Source organism: Microbacterium panaciterrae (assembly GCF_039541635.1).
Lineage (GTDB): Bacteria > Actinomycetota > Actinomycetes > Actinomycetales > Microbacteriaceae > Microbacterium > Microbacterium panaciterrae.
Genome location: NZ_BAABGP010000022.1, coordinates 39209 through 54652 on the forward strand (window position 1 = coordinate 39209; position 15444 = coordinate 54652).

A 15444-nucleotide genomic window follows, 5' to 3' on the forward strand; every position below is an offset into this window, starting at 1 on the left:
GGATTTCGGATCCTCGACAGAGATCATCGACCGTACGCCCACGCCTCTTCGTGCACAGCAGAATCGAAAGAAGGACGCGGCCGCGGACTGGTCTGGGGCCGAAAGGCCCTCTTTCCAACGTAACGACGTGCTGGTGCCCTGGCAAATCAGCGCGGACTCCGCTCAGCGGCGCACCGACCGGGTCACGGTGAACTTCGGCGTGCGGGTGAGCTGCTCGGTCTCCCCGACCGCGGCGGCCAGGGCGCGGCGATGATCGAGATGCGAGTTGAAGACGGTCCAGACCTCGCCGCCGGGACGGAGCATCCGCGCGGCCGCGTCGATGAGCCGGCGCCCCGCCTCCTCGTGCACGCTCGCGCCGAGGTGGAAGGGCGGGTTCAGCAGGATGAGGTCGACGGATCCGTCCGGGATCTCGGATCCGGCATCGTCGAGGGTCACGGTCACGCGGTCGGCGAGGCCGTTCGCGACCATGGTGGCGCGCGCGGAGCGCACCGCGGCGGCCGAGCGGTCGGTCCCGATCACGCGCGCCTCGGGCAGGGCAAGCGCCACGGATGCGGCGAGCGCCCCGGTTCCGCAGCCCAGATCGACGGCGGTGAAAGCCTCCCGCCGGCCGAGCGCGTCCAGCTCCGCGGCGCGTTCGCGCATCACGTCGAGCAGGACGCGCGTGCCGATGTCGATCCGGTCGGCCGCGAAGGATCCGCCGAACGCGCACAGCGTGAGCCCGTACTCGTGGTGCCGCGTCGACACCGGGAACGGCGGATCCGGCGGGACCGGCAACGGCCCGCTCGCGACGATGAGTCGAGACTTCCGCTCCGCCCGCTGGGGCTGCACATGGGCGAAGTGACGGCCGAGCACCTCGTTCTGCGCCAGGGTCATGTGCTTCACCCGGCCGCCCGCGATCAGCACGACGTCGGGAGACGCCCAGCGCGTGATCGCGTCGGCGATCTCCTCCAGCTCGGCGAGGCCCTTCGGCAGCTGCAGCAGCACGAGGCGCGCGTCGCGCAGCAGATCCTGGTCCAGCTCGTGCGAGGCGAAGAGCACGGCGTCGGTCGGAAGACGGAAAGGGGCGGCGTCGGCGACGGGCAGCACGGCCGCGTTGCGGGCCAGCGCCTGCCGGCCCGTCACCAGATCCTGGTGCACGGGCACGCCGTGCAGCCCTGCGGCGGCGAGCGGCAGGGTGAGGGCGCCGTAGCCGTCGCCGATCACGGCGATGGCGGATCCGGGGATCCCTGACTCGCGCGCGAACTCGAGCGCCCGCGCGACGAGGAGTTCGTCGGTCGCGTCCCAGGCCTGCAGGTTCGCAGCCTCGACGTCGGGGGACCGGCGCAGCCGCGCATACGGGAACTCGGGCACCCGATCAGCGTACGCGGAACGGGTGCCGAGCCGTCGAGACTCCCCTCCGGGGGGATACTGGATCCGATGAGTGCAACGCTGACGGTCACCGACGTCGTCCTCCCCTCCGCTGCCGTGGGATCCGTGAATCCGCTCCCGGCTGTCGCCGCGATGCCGCAGGCGCCGTACGAGGCCTCCACCGAGGGGCTCCCCGCCGAGCTCGCGGCGAACATCCGGTACGGGCAGGTGACGTCGATCCACCCGTACCTGATCCAGGACGGCTACGGGCGCGAACGCGTCCCGGCGCCGATGCGCGTCGCCGTGCTCGAGAACGAGCATCTGCGCGCCGAGTTCGCGCTCGACCTCGGCGGGCGGCTCGTGCGGCTCTTCGACAAGGCGACCGGGCGCGACCTCGTGTACCGCAACGCGATCTTCCAGCCCGCCAACCTCGCCCTGCGCGACGCGTGGTTCTCCGGCGGCGCGGAGTGGAACATCGGCATGCGCGGGCACTGGCCGCTCACGGCCGACCCGCTGTACGCGGCCGAGATCACCGGCGCCGACGGCGAGCCGATCCTGCGGATGTGGGAGTACGAGCGTGTGCGCGGGGTCATCCTGCAGATCGACGCCACGCTCGACGCCGACGCCCCCGCCCTGCACGTGCGGGTGCGCGTGCGCAATCCTCGCGAGCGCGAGACGGGCATGTACTGGTGGACGAACATCGCCGTCGCGCAGAGCGAGGGCAGCCGGGTGTTCGCGCCCGCGACCCACGCCTACAAGACGGGTTACGACGGCCGCCTCGGAACGGTGGATCTGGAGGAAGCCGACCCGCGCCACCCCGCCGCCGCCTCGGCCGCCGCCGACTACTTCTTCGACCTGGCGCCTGGCCTGACCGCGGATCCGTCATCGCGCCCGTGGATCGCCGCGCTCGACGCGGAAGGATCCGGCCTGGCGCACGTCTCGACCGCGCCACTCACCGGACGCAAGCTCTTCGTGTGGGGCGACGCCTCCGGCGGGCGGCGCTGGTGCGACTGGCTCGGCGGCGAGACGGGGGCGTACTTCGAGATCCAGGCCGGGCTCGCGGCCACGCAGTACGAGCATCTGCGGATGCCGGGCGGTGCGACCTGGGAGTGGACCGAGACGTTCCTGCCGCTGCAGGTCGAGGATCCGCGCACCGCGGCCGGGTGGACCGAGGCCGCGGCAGCTGTCGGCGAGCATGTGGCGCGGGCCGCGGACGGACTCGGCTCGGCCGCGAGCGCCCGTCTCGACGCGGCCGCGGACGTCGCCCCCGACGCTCTGCTGTCGACCGGATCCCCCTGGGGCGCGCTCGAACAGGAGCTCGCCGCCCGCACCGGGTCGCCGTTCGCGACGCTGCCAGGTGTGCGGTTCTCCCGTGAGGGCCCGGAGGGCGCATACTGGGCCGCGCTGCTCGACGACACGACCTCTGCGGCGCTCGAAGACGCCGATGCGCAGCTGCCGCCCGCCTCCTACGTCACGGGCGAGGAGTGGGATCACCTGCTGGCCGAGGCGCCCGCGACGTGGCTGACCCACTATCACCGGGCGGTCGCCGCGCATGCGCGGGGCGAGCACGGCACCGCGACCTCCCATTACGAGGCGTCGCTGCGGCAGCGGCGCACCCCGTGGGCGCTGCGCGGGCTCGGTCTTGCGCTCCGCCAATCGGACGGCGGGAGCGCCGCGCAGGCCGCGGGCATCGCCCGGCTGGTCGAGGCGCGCGAACTCGCCCCCGAGCTGGCACCGCTCGCACTGGAGCTCGCCGAGGCCCTCCTCGCCGATGATCGGGCCGAGGAGGCCGCCGCCCTCGTCGAATCGCTCGCGCCGGAGGTGCGCGCGCACGGCCGCTTCCGCGTCGTCGCTATCCGTGCCGCACTCGCGACGGGCGACCGGGAGACCGCGGGACGGATCCTCGAGGAGCGCTTCGAGGTCGCCAACCTCCGCGAGGGCGAGCTGAGCATGTCCGCACTGTGGCACGAGGCCTTCCCCGACCGGCCCGTCCCGGCCTGGTACGACTTCACGATGAGCCCCGAGGACTGACGGCGCTCACCGCATCCCAACCGCGCGCGAAAAAAGTGCTGATTCGGGGCATTTTTCCGCCCGGAGCGAGATTCCCGGCACCGGCCCGTGTTCTTTGCTATGGTCGGTCGGATACCCGCCAGCTACGAAGGGAAGCGAGTATCCATGTCCACGCAGAAGAAGAAGCCCCAACTCACTCTCAAGGAGAAGCGCGCGCAGAAGCGCGAGAAGGCCGATCCCACTCCGCGGGCGCGTAAGAAGTAGACGTTCGAGCAGCGCCAGACCCGCCCTGATCCGATCAGGGCGGGTCTCTTCATGCCGCGACTCAGGCTCGGTCGGCGGTCGCCTCGAAGCGCTGCGTGCCGATCACGGCGAGCAGCTGCAGCTTCTGCCAGCCCTCCGTATGCGGCGGCGCGGTGAGCACGAGCAGCGCCTGGGACTGGTCCTCGGTGAACAGCGCCTGGCAGTCCAGTTCGATCGCGCCGAGTTCCGGGTGCACGAGGGTCTTGTGATCCTCGAACCGGGTGGCGACCTCGTGCCGCTCCCACAGCTCGGAGAACTCCGGGCTCGCCGCCTGCAGCGCCCGCACCAGCTCTGCCGCGCGGGAGCGGGGGCCCATCACCCCGTACGCGGCCCTCAGCCCGGCGACCTGGGCGCGCGCGTGCCGGGGTCGATCCTCCGCGGGGTAGACGTCCTGCGCACCGGGCTCCAGGAACCAGCGGTAGACGTCGCTGCGGGCGAGCCCGACGCGGGCCGAGGAGTCGCCCAGCAGCGCCTGCGCCATCCGGTTGGCCACGAGCGTCTCGCCGAGGTTGGACAGCACGAGCGCCGGAGTGTCCTCGAGCCGGTCGAGCACGCGCAGCAGCGCCGGGGCGACGTGCGGCAGCCCGCCGCGACGGTCCGGCGCCGAATGGCCCGCCGTGCGGAACAGGTAGTCGCGCTCGTCCGCGGTGAGCCGCAGCGCCCTGGCCAGCGCCGCGAGCATCTGCTCGCTCGGCTGCGGCCCGCGCCTCTGCTCCAGGCGCGTGTAGTAGTCGACGGACATGCCGGTCAGCTGGGCGACCTCCTCGCGGCGCAGCCCGGCCGCACGCCGCCGGGATCCTTCGGGCAGGCCCACGTCGCCGGGGCGCAGCGCCTCCCGGCGGCGGCGCAGGAAGTCGGCGAGGGTGGCACGGTCCATGCGTTCATTGTCCCGCGCGCGACGGATCGCAGCCAGGGATCGCGGATCCCCCGATCCACGGGGCTCTTCATCCCGGGTCGGATCGCGCGGATCCTGGGGCCATGAACATCTCGGGAAACACCATCTTCATCCCCGGCGCGACCAGCGGCATCGGCCTCGCCCTGGCGTTGCGCCTCCAGGCGGCGGGCAACACCGTCGTGATCGGCGGGCGCCGCACGGACCTGCTCGCACAGCTGCGCGCCGAGCACGGCTTCGACGTCGTGCGCATCGACACCTCCGACGCGGAGAGCATCCGGAGCGCGTCGGCCGACGTGATCGCGGCCCATCCCGACCTGAACACGCTCATCGCGATGGCCGGCATCATGCGTGTCGAGGACTGGCACGGCGACGGTTTCCTCGCCGACGCGGAGGAGATCGTGACGACCAACCTGCTCGGCCCGATCCGGCTGATCGCCGCATTCATCGCGCACCTGCAGACCCGCCCCGACGCGACGATCGTCACCGTGTCGAGCGGTCTCGCGCACACGCCGCTGCGCGTCACGCCGACCTACAACGCCACCAAGGCCGCGATCCACCTGCTCTCGGAGTCGATCCGTCTGCAGCTCGCCGACACGAGCGTCGCGGTGCTCGAGCTGGTGCCGCCGGCCGTCGCCACCGAGCTGATGCCGGGGCAGAGCGAGAGCTCGTTCGCGATGCCCCTGGACGCCTTCGTCGACGAGACGATGACGCTCATCGAGACGCAGCCGGACGCGCACGAGATCCTCGTCGAGAACGTCGCACTGCTGCGCTTCAGCGCGGTGCGCGGCGACTATGCCGAGACCGTCGCGATCCTGAACCGCCTGGATCCGCACGGCAACGCCTGATCTCCGGGGCGACGCCAGAATTGTCGGGGTCGTTGAGCGAGGACGGAGCGCCAGCGACGACCGAGACGAAACGCGCCTTCCCGCCGGGGCGGCGTTTCGTCTCGCTCCTCCTTCCTCGGTGCTCGCTCAACGACCCCGAGAGGGGAGGGCGCGGGTGGTCCGTCCTCGGTACGCTCCTCGCATGACGACTTCGGATCCGGCCGCGCGACGAATGCGGCTCAGGTACGCCGGGCAGTGCCGCCTGTCCCGCCGCACCCTCGGACGAACCTGGCGCCGTGATTCCCGACGGTCTGCGGTTCCGCGCTCCCGCGTCCGCGGTGATCACCGAAGCGCTGCGCGTGCAGTCCGCCGCGCCGCCACGGTCGGCACTGCAGCGCCTGTTCGGGATGAGTCCGCTCTCCGCCGACGCGCAGAGCTGGTACCTGGGAGCGCTCGGCGAACTCGAGGTGGGCAGGATCCTCGACCGTCTCGGTGACGACTGGCACACGCTGCACGCGGTGCCGGTCGGATCCCAGGGCAGTGACATCGACCACGTCGTGATCGGGCCGGGCGGCGTCTTCACCATCAACACGAAGTTCCATGAGGACGCGAAGCTCTGGGTCGGGTCGAGCCGGCTGCTCGTGAACGGTCAGAAGACCGACCACCTGCGCAACTCCGAATTCGAGGCGACGCGTGCGGCGAAGATCCTGAGCGGGGCGACCGGGCAGACCGTCGCGGTGACCCCGATCCTGGCCATCGTGGCGGCGAAGAGCATCCAGATCAAGGAGAAGCCGGCGCGGGTCGTGGTGCTGCGCGCGGGGGAGCTCGTGCGGCGGTTGGAGCGGTATCCGTCGATCCTGGGTCCGGCGGACATCGCCGCGGTGATGCACGTCGCCGTCGATCCGACGACCTGGAGCACCGTGGAACCGCCGGCTGCCGACCTCACCACGTTCACCGAGCTCCGCGAGGCCGTCGGGTCGGCGAGGAGGCGGCGTCTGCTCTGGGCGACGGTCGGGATGCTCGTGGTGATCGGCGGGCTGCTCGCCGTCGCGGGCGCGGTGTTCTGGCGCTGACGGGGCAGGGGTGTTTTCGCGCCGGGCGGCGCGTTTCGTCTCGCTGCTCCTTCGTCGCTGCTCGCTCAACGACCCCGATCGCGCCTCGGGGTCGTTGAGCGAGGACGGAGCGCCAGCGACGACTGAGGCGAAACGCGCGTTCCCGCCGCGCGGCGTCAGTCCGCCTGCACGACCTCGTAACCGGCGTCGCGGAGGGCGACGAGTTCGGCGTCGGGGATCCGGGCGTCGGTCAGAATCGTGGGGAACAGGGTCGCATCGCCGACGGATGCGAAGGCCGAGCTGCCGATCTTGGACGAGTCGGCGACGATGACGGCGCGGCGGGCGCGGCTCGCCATCATCCGGTTCACGGCCGCCTCGCGCTCATCGTGCGTACTGGCCCCATCGGATGCGGAGAGCGCGTTCACGCCGATGAAGGCGATGTCGAGCGTGATCCCCTGCAGGAGCTGCTCCACGAACGGGCCGACCAGCTCATAGCTGCGGGCGTGGATCACACCGCCGGTGACGACGACCTTGATGTCCGGCCGGGTGGCGAGCTGAGCCGCGATGTTGACGGCGTTCGTGACGACGGTGAGGCCGTGCTCGGCCAGGTCCTCCCGGGAGGCGAGGGCCGCGGCGATCGCCGTGGTGGTGGTGCCGCCGGAGAGCCCCACGACGGATCCGGGGGCGACGAGATCCGACGCGGCGCGCGCGATCCGATCCTTCTCCTCGGCACGGTAGTGGCTCTTGTACCGGATCGGCAGCTCGTACGCGACCGACTGCGCGACCGCCCCGCCATGGGTGCGGGTGAGCAGACGCCGCGCGGACAGGCTGTCCAGATCGCGGCGGATCGTCGCCGCCGAGGCGTCGAAGCGCTCGATGAGCTCCTCCACCGACACGTCGCCCTGCGCGGCGAGCAGGTCGAGGATCGCGGTGAGGCGATTCGCCCGATTCATGATGCGGCGGGCGCGGTCTGCAGCGCGAACAGGCGGAGCAGGCGGGCGGCCTCGCCGGCGACCGCGTCGCGGGCGGGGGCGAGGTACGTGCGCGAGTCGACGAGGCGCGGATCCTCGGCGAGGCGGGCCCGGATCGCCCGGGTGAAGAACCCGTTCAGGTGCGTCGAGACGTTGATCTTGGTCATCCCGGCCGCAACCGCCGCCGCGATCGTGTCGTCGGGGACGCCGCTGGATCCGTGCAGCACGAGCGGCACGTCGGCCCCGTCCGCGCCGGTGCCGCGCAGGGCCTCCCGCAGCCGGGCGATGAGGTCGAGGTCGAGGGCTGCCGATCGGTCGAGCATCGCGTGCGAGGATCCGACGGCGACGGCGAGAGCGTCGACACCCGTCTCGGCCACGAATGCGCGCGCCTCCTGCGGATCCGTGCGGACGCCGGGTGCGTGCGCACCGTCCTTGCCGCCGACCTCGCCCAGCTCGCCCTCGACGTACACGCCGGCCGCGTGCGCGCGCTTCGCCACGTAGGCGGTGAGCGCGACGTTGTCGGCGTACTCGAGCTTGCCGCCGTCGAACATCACGGATCCGAAGCCCAGGGCGATCGCCTCATCGACGAGCTCGGGCCGCTCGGCGTGGTCGAGATGCACGGCGACCGGGGTCGCAGCGCGGCGGGCGACCGAGAGCGTGGCGAGCGCGATCGGCTCGAGGCCGCCGTGGTAGTCGGCGCAGTTCTGCGAGATCTGCAGGATCACCGGCAGCTCGGCCTGCGCTGAGGCCGCGACGAGGGCTTCCGCGGTCTCCAGGTGGATGACGTTGAAGGCCCCGATGCCGGTGCCGAGACGAGCGGCGTCCTGCATGAGGTCGCGAGCGGAGACGAGGGTCATCTGAGGTCCTTTTCCAGGGAGGGCTGGCGCAGCGGGGACGTCGGGCAGGCAGCAGGCGGGCGTAAGGCGGTGATGGAGGGGCGGTCCACGATCAGCGCGGCCTCGAGCGCGGGCCAGGACTCGTGGATCTCGCCCGCGAGCGGCATGAGCACCGCCGCGGCCGACCACGCGGTCGCGCGGCGCAGCAGGGTCTCGGGATCCGTCACGCCCTCGGCGAGCAGCACCGCGCACGCGGCGACCGCGGCGTCGCCCGCTCCGGTCGGATTCCCCGCCAGCGGTGTCGCGAGCCGCGCACGCACGATCTCGTCGGAGGTGATCGCGAGCATGCCATCGGCGCCCTGCGAGAGCAGCACGAGCGACGCACCGCGATCCAGCAGCACGCACGCGCCGGTGAGCGGATCCGCGATCCCGGTCGCCTCGGCGAGTTCAGCCGCGTTCGGCTTCAGCACCGATGCGCCCGCGGCGGCGGCGGCGAGCAGCGCCGGGCCCGACGTGTCGACGATGACGGTCGCGCCCGCGTCCCGCCCGATCTGGATCAGCGACCCGACGAGGTCGTCGGGGGCTCCGGGAGGAAGGGATCCGGAGAGCACGAGCACGGGTGCTTCCTTCGCGGCTCGCCCGTGCAGTGTTCCCGTGACGGACGCCCGCAGCGCGTCCCACTCCGCATCCGTCGGGTTCACGCCGCGCTCGTTCAGGATCGTCGTGTCGCCGAGGTGCGCATCGACGAGGGCGACGCTGCGGCGCGTGGCGCTCTGCACCGGGACCAGTTCGTGCGGCACGTCGGACGAAGCGAGCTCCTCCGCGAACTCGGCGCCGGTCGAGCCGCCGGTCGTGGTGACCGCGATCACCGCGGCCCCCTGCGTGTGCGCGACCCGGGCGACGTTGAGTCCCTTGCCACCGGCACGAGCGACGCCGGTGTCGGCGCGGTGGGTGGCTCCGGGCACGATCCGCTCGACGTGCCAGGTGAGATCCAGCGCCGGGTTCGGCGTGACGGTGATGATCATGTGAGGCTCCTCGCCCACAGGGCGGCACCGAGGATCCCGGCGTCGCCGCCGAGCTGCGCCGGTACGAGTGCCGGGATGCGATGGAAGCTCAGTCGCGCTTCGAGCCGCGCGTGCAGCTCGTCGAACAGGGCGCCGCCGGCGCGGGAGAGTCCGCCGCCGATGACGACGGCCTGGGGGGCGATCACGGCGGTCAGCTGGGCGATCGACAGGGTGAGCGCGTGCAGCGCCTCGTCCCAGACGCCCGCGGCGATCTCGTCTCCGGCTGCGGCGCGGGCGATGACCTCTTTCGCGCCGTCGACGGCTGCACCGGAACGCTCCGTGTAGCGGCGCGCGATGGCGCCGGCCGAGGCGATGGCCTCCAGGCAGCCGCGTGCGCCGCACGCGCACACCGGCTCGTCGGCGACCGGCGAGTGCCCGACCTCGCCGGCGTAACCGCCCGCCGTGAACGGACGCCCCTGCAGCAGCAGCGCCCCCGCGATCCCGGTGCCGATGATGAGCACGACGGCGTCGTCGTAGCCGCGTGCACCGCCGAGCACGTGCTCGGCCCATCCGCCGGCCCGCACGTCATGATCGAACGCGACGGGCAGAGCGAACGCCTCCTCGGCGAGCGCGCGGATCGGCGCATCCCGCCAGCCCATGTTGCTCGCGAACACGCCGATCCCGGCGACCTCGTCGACGATCCCGGGCACGACCAGCCCGACGGCGACCGGATCCGCCTCGGGATGCTCGGCTCGCAGCTGATCGCCGAGCTCGACCAGCCGGGCGATCAGCCGCACGGGCAGGTCGGGCCCGGGCTCGGGGGTCGGCGTGCGGCGCAGTCCGAGCGCGTTGCCTTCGGCGTCGAACAGCGCCGACTTGATGTCGGTGCCGCCGACGTCGAACGCCAGCACGACCGCCCCCGCGCCGAGCTCGGCGGCCTCGCCCGGCCCTTCTTCCCGCGAGACTGCAACCCCGCGGCGAGACTGCGGCAACGTGCGGCTGTCTCGCCGCCCAGTTGGAGTCTCGCGGTCAGGAGGGGTGGTCATGAGGAGGGGGCTCAGCCGTCGAGGACGACGGAGCGGGTGAGGTTGCGGGGCTCGTCCGGGTTCAGGCCCTTCGCGAGCGCGCGATCCAGCGCGACACGGTGCAGGCGCGCGAGGTCGGCCATCGGGTCGATCGGGTGCTGGACGAACCGTCCACCCGTCGCCTCGACCTGCGCGTCCAGGCCCTCGGGCGCGACGCCGAACTGCCACGTGATGCGGCCGGGCGCGGCGATCGCGATCGGGCCGTGCCGGTAGTCCATCGACGGATACGACTCGGTCCACGACTGCGACGACTCGCGCATCTTCAGCGCGGCCTCGTGCGCCAGGCCGATCGTCCAGCCGCGGCCGAGGAAGGTGTACTGCTCCGCCCCGGCGAGGGTGTCGTCGACGTCGGTGATCGCGGCGCGGGCATCGGCGATCGCGCCGGTGAGGTCTTCGCCGAGTGAGGCGCGGAACAGCGCGAGCGCGGTGGTCGCGAAACGCGTCTGCACGACCGACTTCTCGTCGGCGAACGGCAGCAGGATCGCGTCATCGACCATGCTCACCAGCGGCGAGGTCTCATCGCCGATCACACCGATGATCCGCGGCGCGTTCCCTGCCGCCTTGAGGTCGGCGACGAGTTCGAGCACCTCGGTCGTGGTGCCGGAGCGGGTCAGCGCGACGACGGCGTCGTAGCCGCGATCCATGAACGCCTCGGAGGCGGCGTAGGCGTCGGTGATGCCGAAGCCGGCGGTCTCACGCAGCGCCGCATACGACTGGGCCATGAACCAGGACGTGCCGCAGCCGATCACGGCCACGCGCTGTCCGTTCGCGGGCAGCAGCCCCTGCTCGGCGCGCATGCCGGCCGCGCGCGCCCAGGTCTCGGGCTGGGAGTCCAGCTCGGCGCGCATGTGGGCGCCGGGGGCGAGGATCTCGTTCGGATCAGTCATGCTTCGTCCTCCTCGGAAGAGCAGTCAGGGGCCTCATGATGCGTGAACATGCACGATAATACCTCAAACAATCATGTTCCGTCATATTTTCTTTCCCCGTCGTCGAGTCGTCTCCGTCAGCGCACGCCATAGCCTCCGCTGACGGGGACGACTCGAATGGTGGGAGGGCGGGCGGGACGAACCAGACTGGCGCGGACTCAGCGCGCTACCGCAGGGCTCGGTGCGAACTCTGCGCAGACCGATGCGACTCAGCACGAACCGCGCAAGTTCAGCACCAACACGAACTCAGCGCGAACGGCGCACGTTCAGCACGAACGGCGCACGCTCAGCGGGACTCGGCGGCCTCGGTGTGGTGGCGGATGACCTCGGCGACGACGAAGTTGAACCACTTCTGCGCGAATTCGGGGTCGAGATGAGCCTCTTCGGCGAGCGCGCGGAGCCGGGCGACCTGCTGCTCCTCGCGGCCCGGATCCGATGCGGGCATCTCGTGCTCGGCCTTGAGCACGCCGACCTGCTGCGTGCAGCGGAAGCGCTCGGCGAGCATGTAGATCAGGGCGGCGTCGATGTTGTCGATGCTGGCGCGCAGACGCAGCAGCTCGGCCTGGGGATCGGGGGCGGTCATCGGGTCTCCTCACCGGGCGGCGGACGTGCGATCCCTCCGACGATAACGCCTCGCGCACACGACGGCGCCGACGTGACGGCCGGAGATCGGGAAAGCCCGGCCCGCCATGCCGCGCGGCCGAACCCCTCCCTTAGAGTGAGCGCATGACCAGCGACGATTCCGGGCCAGAGAACAGCGCAGTCGCCGAGACCGCAGAACACGAGAACTCCGCGGCAGAGGATCAGGTCGACGAGACCAGCGTCGACGCGGAAGCCGACGAGACGCCTCGCCCCGTCGCCGAGGCGGGCATCCCGCGGGCGTCGTTCTGGACGCGGATCGACCGCCCCTTCGCCTTCGGATTCCTGGTCACGCTGGGCGCCCTGGCGGCGATCCTGCTCGGCCTCGCGCTGTCGAGCCTGTCCACGGTGCTCATCTACATCGCGTTCGCGCTGTTCGCCGCGCTCGGCCTCGACCCCGCCGTGCGCTGGCTGGAACGGCGCGGAGCCTCGCGCGCCTGGTCCGTCGTGATCGTGATCGTCGCCTTCGCGGTGGCGCTCGCGCTGGTCATCCTCTCGATCGTCCCGATCGTGGTCACGCAGATCGCGGAGTTCGTGAAGTCGATCCCCGCCACGATCCAGTCGTTCCTGCGCAGTGATCTGTACCACTGGATCCAGACGCAGTTCGGCGGCGGCGTGACCGACCTGATGAGCGAGGTGCAGAAGTTCCTCAGCGATCCGAACAAGCTCCTGCAGATGGGCGGCGGCGCGCTGCAGGTCGGCAACGCGGCCCTGCAGGTGGGCGCGGCGATCGCGAGCGGCATCTCCGGCGGACTCATCGTGATCGTGCTGACGCTGTACTTCCTGGCGACGCTGCCGTCGATGAAGGACGGTCTGCTGCGACTCGCGGCGGCCCGCGACCGCAAGAGCGTGTCGCGGATCACCACGCAGATCACCGACTCGGTCGGCGGCTACGTGATGGGCATGGTCGTGCTCGCGCTCATCAACGCCGTCCTGGTGTTCGTGCTCTATCTCGTGCTCGGGCTGCCGTTCCCGCCGCTGATGGCGACTGTCGCGTTCCTCATCACGCTGATCCCGCTGGTCGGCCCGATTCTCTTCTGGATCATCGGCACCGGGATCGCCCTGTTCAGCTCACCGCTGATGGCGCTGATCTTCGCCGTCATCTACCTCGTCTACATGCAGATCGAGGCATACGTGCTCACGCCGCGCATCATGAACCGGGCGATCTCGATCCCCGGATCCCTCGTCGTGATCGGCGCGCTCGTCGGCGGCACCCTGCTGGGGCTGCTCGGAGCCCTGATCGCCGTCCCGGTGACCGCGTCGATCCTGATCATCATCAAGCAGGTCTGGATCCCGCGGCAGGATTCCCGGGTCTGAGTCGCCGGGCCAGCACGTCTCCGGGTCGCCGTGGGCTTGCCGTGGGGCCTGGCGCGAAGGCCGCGCTCCACGGCTCGCCCTAGGCTGAAATCATGACGCGGATCTGGGTGGTGCGGCACGGGCAGAGCATGCTGAACGCGGCGGAGCGGATGCAGGGCTGGTCGGACGCGCCGTTGACCGCGGTCGGCCGGGCGCAGGCCGTGGAGCGTGGGCTCGACTTCGCCGCAGCCGGGATCGAGTTCGACGCCGCCTTCTCCGGCGACGGGACCCGACACCGCGAGACGGCGGCCGGACTGCTCTCCGCTGCGGGGTCGGACCTGCGCGCGGAGCCGGATCCGCGCTGGCGGGAGCTCTGCTTCGGCCGGCTCGAGGCCGTGCGGGCGCGGAAGTTCTTCCGCCTGATGCGCGCGCACGCGGAGGCGGAGAACCCGTTCATCGCGACGCTCGATGCGCTCGCGGCCGTGGATCCGCTCGCGGAGTCCCCGGCCGACGTCGCCCGGCGCGCGCTCGAAGCGCTGCACGATGTCGCGGGATCCGGATCCGAGGTCCTCGTCGTGACCAGCGGGATCACGATCATGTCGCTGCTGCGGACGCTCGGCGCAGACCTCGGTCACTTGACGACCGGCCCCGCGAACCTCTCCGTCTCGACCGTGCACCGCCACGAGGACGGGTGGCGGGTGGAGCACATCGCGAGCCCGGATCCCGTCGCGGTGTGACCCGAGCCGCGGCCCCCTGCAGACCCGTCACGCTCGCGCTGTCCTTTCCTGAAGGCGCGCCAGATAGAAGCGCAGCTGGTTCAGGAAAGGACAGCGCGAGCAGGATCCGTCAGACCGTATACCCGTCCGCGACGGTCAGCGCCTCGTCGATCACGGCGAGACCGCGCACGAGCTCGTCCTCGGTGATCACGAGCGGCGGGGCGACGTGCGTGCGGTTGAAGTGCGTGAACGGCCAGACGCCGCCCTTCTTCGCGGCCGCCGCGAACGCGCCCATCGGCGCCGCATCTGCACCACCTGCGTTGAACGGCACGAGCGGCTCGCGGGTCTCCTTCGAGCGCACCAGCTCCACGGCCCAGAACAGGCCCTGCCCGCGCACCTCGCCGACGCTCGGGTGCGTCTCCGCCCACGCGCGCAGGGTCGGCTCGACGATCCGGGATCCGAGGTCGCGCACGCGCTCCAGGATCCCGTCGCGACGGAACACCTCGAAGGTCGCGACCCCCGCGGCGCAGGCGAGCGGGTGGCCCGAGTACGTGAGCCCGCCCGCGAACGGCACGGTGTCGAACGCGGCCGCGATCCGATCCGAGATCACGACCCCGCCGAGCGGCACGTAGCCGGAGTTCACGCCCTTCGCGAAGGTGATGAGATCCGGCGTGACGTCGAACGCGTCGACCCCGAACCACTCGCCGAGCCGGCCGAAGCCGACCATGACCTCGTCGGCGATGTAGACGATGCCGTAGCGGTCGCACAGCTCTCGCACGCCCGGCAGGTATCCGGGCGGCGGGATCAGCACCCCGTTGGTGCCGACCACCGTCTCGATGATGATCGCGGCGATCGTGTTCGGGCCTTCTAGCTGGATCGTCTGCTCGAGGTGCTCGAGCGCGCGCTGCGACTCCTCGGCGAGTGTCGAGGAGTGGAATGCCGAGCGGTACATGTACGGGCCGAAGAAGCGCACCGTGCCGTTGTCGACGCCGTCGTTCGCCCAGCGCCGCGGGTCGCCGGTCAGTGAGATCGCGGTCGCAGTGGAGCCGTGGTAGCTGCGGTACATCGAGAGCACCTTGCGACGCCCGGTCACGGTGCGCGCCATGCGCACGGCGTACTCGTTCGCGTCGGCGCCGCCGTTGGTGAAGAACACCTTCTCCATGCCGTCGGGGGCGACCTCGGCGATGAGCCGGGCCAGCTCGCCGCGCACGTCGTTCGCGATCGACGGCTGGATCGTCGCGAGACGGCCGGCCTGCTGCTGGATCGCCGCGACCAGGTCGGGCTGCTGGTGCCCGAGGTTGAGGTTCACCAGCTGGCTGGAGAAGTCGAGGTAGGCGTTGCCCTCGTAGTCCCAGAACGTGGATCCTTCGCCCGCGGCGACGGGCACCGGGTCGATGAGGCCCTGCGCGCTCCAGGAGTGGAAGACGTGCGCGCGATCGTCGGCGCGCACCTGCGCCTCGGCCTCGGCGGCGGGCAGGGTGTGCACAGCGCCGTGTCGGTCGGTGAACTGTGCGGTGTCGGTGAGAGTGCTCATGATCAG

The 15444-nt window shown here is 71.5% G+C and carries 14 protein-coding genes; 5 read left to right on the forward strand and 9 right to left on the reverse strand.

All coding sequences use genetic code 11. The annotated features are described in order from the left end of the window. Positions 1–162: 162 nt before the first annotated feature. Positions 163–1350: a class I SAM-dependent methyltransferase gene (locus tag ABD882_RS15360; RefSeq protein WP_345188253.1), complete on the reverse strand. Its 1188-nt coding sequence runs from the start codon at positions 1348–1350 to the stop codon at positions 163–165. Positions 1351–1416: 66 nt separating this feature from the next. On the opposite strand from ABD882_RS15360, the gene ABD882_RS15365 reads away from it, so the two are divergent. After that, positions 1417–3378 (forward strand): DUF5107 domain-containing protein, encoded by a 1962-nt coding sequence (locus ABD882_RS15365; RefSeq protein WP_345188254.1) that lies wholly within the window; start codon positions 1417–1419, stop codon positions 3376–3378. A 304-nt stretch (positions 3379–3682) separates the two neighbouring features. On the opposite strand, the gene ABD882_RS15370 is transcribed toward ABD882_RS15365, so the two are convergent. Beyond that, positions 3683–4537, reverse strand: coding sequence for a helix-turn-helix transcriptional regulator (locus tag ABD882_RS15370; protein ID WP_345188255.1), 855 nt, complete (start codon positions 4535–4537; stop codon positions 3683–3685). 101 nt (positions 4538–4638) lie between these two features. Here ABD882_RS15370 and ABD882_RS15375 point away from each other — a divergent pair, with 101 nt between their 5' ends. Both ABD882_RS15375 and ABD882_RS15380 read left to right on the forward strand, forming a co-directional pair. Continuing rightward, positions 4639–5400: an SDR family oxidoreductase gene (locus ABD882_RS15375; RefSeq protein ID WP_345188256.1), complete on the forward strand. Its 762-nt coding sequence runs from the start codon at positions 4639–4641 to the stop codon at positions 5398–5400. 275 nt (positions 5401–5675) lie between these two features. Further along, positions 5676–6452, forward strand: coding sequence for a nuclease-related domain-containing protein (locus ABD882_RS15380; RefSeq protein WP_345188257.1), 777 nt, complete (start codon positions 5676–5678; stop codon positions 6450–6452). A gap of 155 nt (positions 6453–6607) precedes the next feature. Here ABD882_RS15380 and ABD882_RS15385 read toward each other — a convergent pair whose 3' ends face one another. The 6 genes from ABD882_RS15385 to ABD882_RS15410 all read right to left on the reverse strand — a co-directional run bounded on the left by ABD882_RS15385 (position 6608) and on the right by ABD882_RS15410 (position 11836). Further along, on the reverse strand, positions 6608–7384 hold the full coding sequence (locus tag ABD882_RS15385) for a DeoR/GlpR family DNA-binding transcription regulator (RefSeq protein ID WP_345188258.1): 777 nt from the start codon (positions 7382–7384) through the stop codon (positions 6608–6610). Then, positions 7381–8259, reverse strand: a complete 879-nt coding sequence (locus tag ABD882_RS15390) for a class II fructose-bisphosphate aldolase (protein ID WP_345188259.1) — start codon at positions 8257–8259, stop codon at positions 7381–7383. The genes ABD882_RS15385 and ABD882_RS15390 overlap by 4 nt, the downstream gene beginning before the upstream one ends. Beyond that, entirely contained in the window at positions 8256–9263 is a 1008-nt protein-coding gene (locus ABD882_RS15395) for a 1-phosphofructokinase family hexose kinase (RefSeq protein ID WP_345188260.1), read from the reverse strand. The genes ABD882_RS15390 and ABD882_RS15395 overlap by 4 nt, the downstream gene beginning before the upstream one ends. Beyond that, the gene (locus ABD882_RS15400; protein ID WP_345188261.1) at positions 9260–10288 is read right to left on the reverse strand and encodes an ROK family protein; all 1029 of its coding nucleotides are present in this window, start codon (positions 10286–10288) and stop codon (positions 9260–9262) included. Before ABD882_RS15400 ends, ABD882_RS15395 begins: the two co-directional genes overlap by 4 nt. Before the next feature lie 11 nt (positions 10289–10299). Next, positions 10300–11214 (reverse strand): SIS domain-containing protein, encoded by a 915-nt coding sequence (locus ABD882_RS15405; protein ID WP_345188262.1) that lies wholly within the window; start codon positions 11212–11214, stop codon positions 10300–10302. 325 nt (positions 11215–11539) lie between these two features. Beyond that, the gene (locus tag ABD882_RS15410) at positions 11540–11836 is read right to left on the reverse strand and encodes a chorismate mutase (RefSeq protein ID WP_345188263.1); all 297 of its coding nucleotides are present in this window, start codon (positions 11834–11836) and stop codon (positions 11540–11542) included. Positions 11837–11979: 143 nt separating this feature from the next. Here ABD882_RS15410 and ABD882_RS15415 point away from each other — a divergent pair, with 143 nt between their 5' ends. Both ABD882_RS15415 and ABD882_RS15420 read left to right on the forward strand, forming a co-directional pair. Continuing rightward, positions 11980–13209 (forward strand): AI-2E family transporter, encoded by a 1230-nt coding sequence (locus ABD882_RS15415; RefSeq protein ID WP_345188264.1) that lies wholly within the window; start codon positions 11980–11982, stop codon positions 13207–13209. A gap of 92 nt (positions 13210–13301) precedes the next feature. Further along, a complete protein-coding gene (locus ABD882_RS15420) occupies positions 13302–13925 on the forward strand; it encodes a histidine phosphatase family protein (RefSeq protein WP_345188265.1) in 624 nt (207 codons plus the stop codon). A gap of 109 nt (positions 13926–14034) precedes the next feature. Here ABD882_RS15420 and ABD882_RS15425 read toward each other — a convergent pair whose 3' ends face one another. After that, positions 14035–15438, reverse strand: a complete 1404-nt coding sequence (locus ABD882_RS15425; protein ID WP_345188266.1) for an aspartate aminotransferase family protein — start codon at positions 15436–15438, stop codon at positions 14035–14037. Positions 15439–15444: the final 6 nt, after the last annotated feature.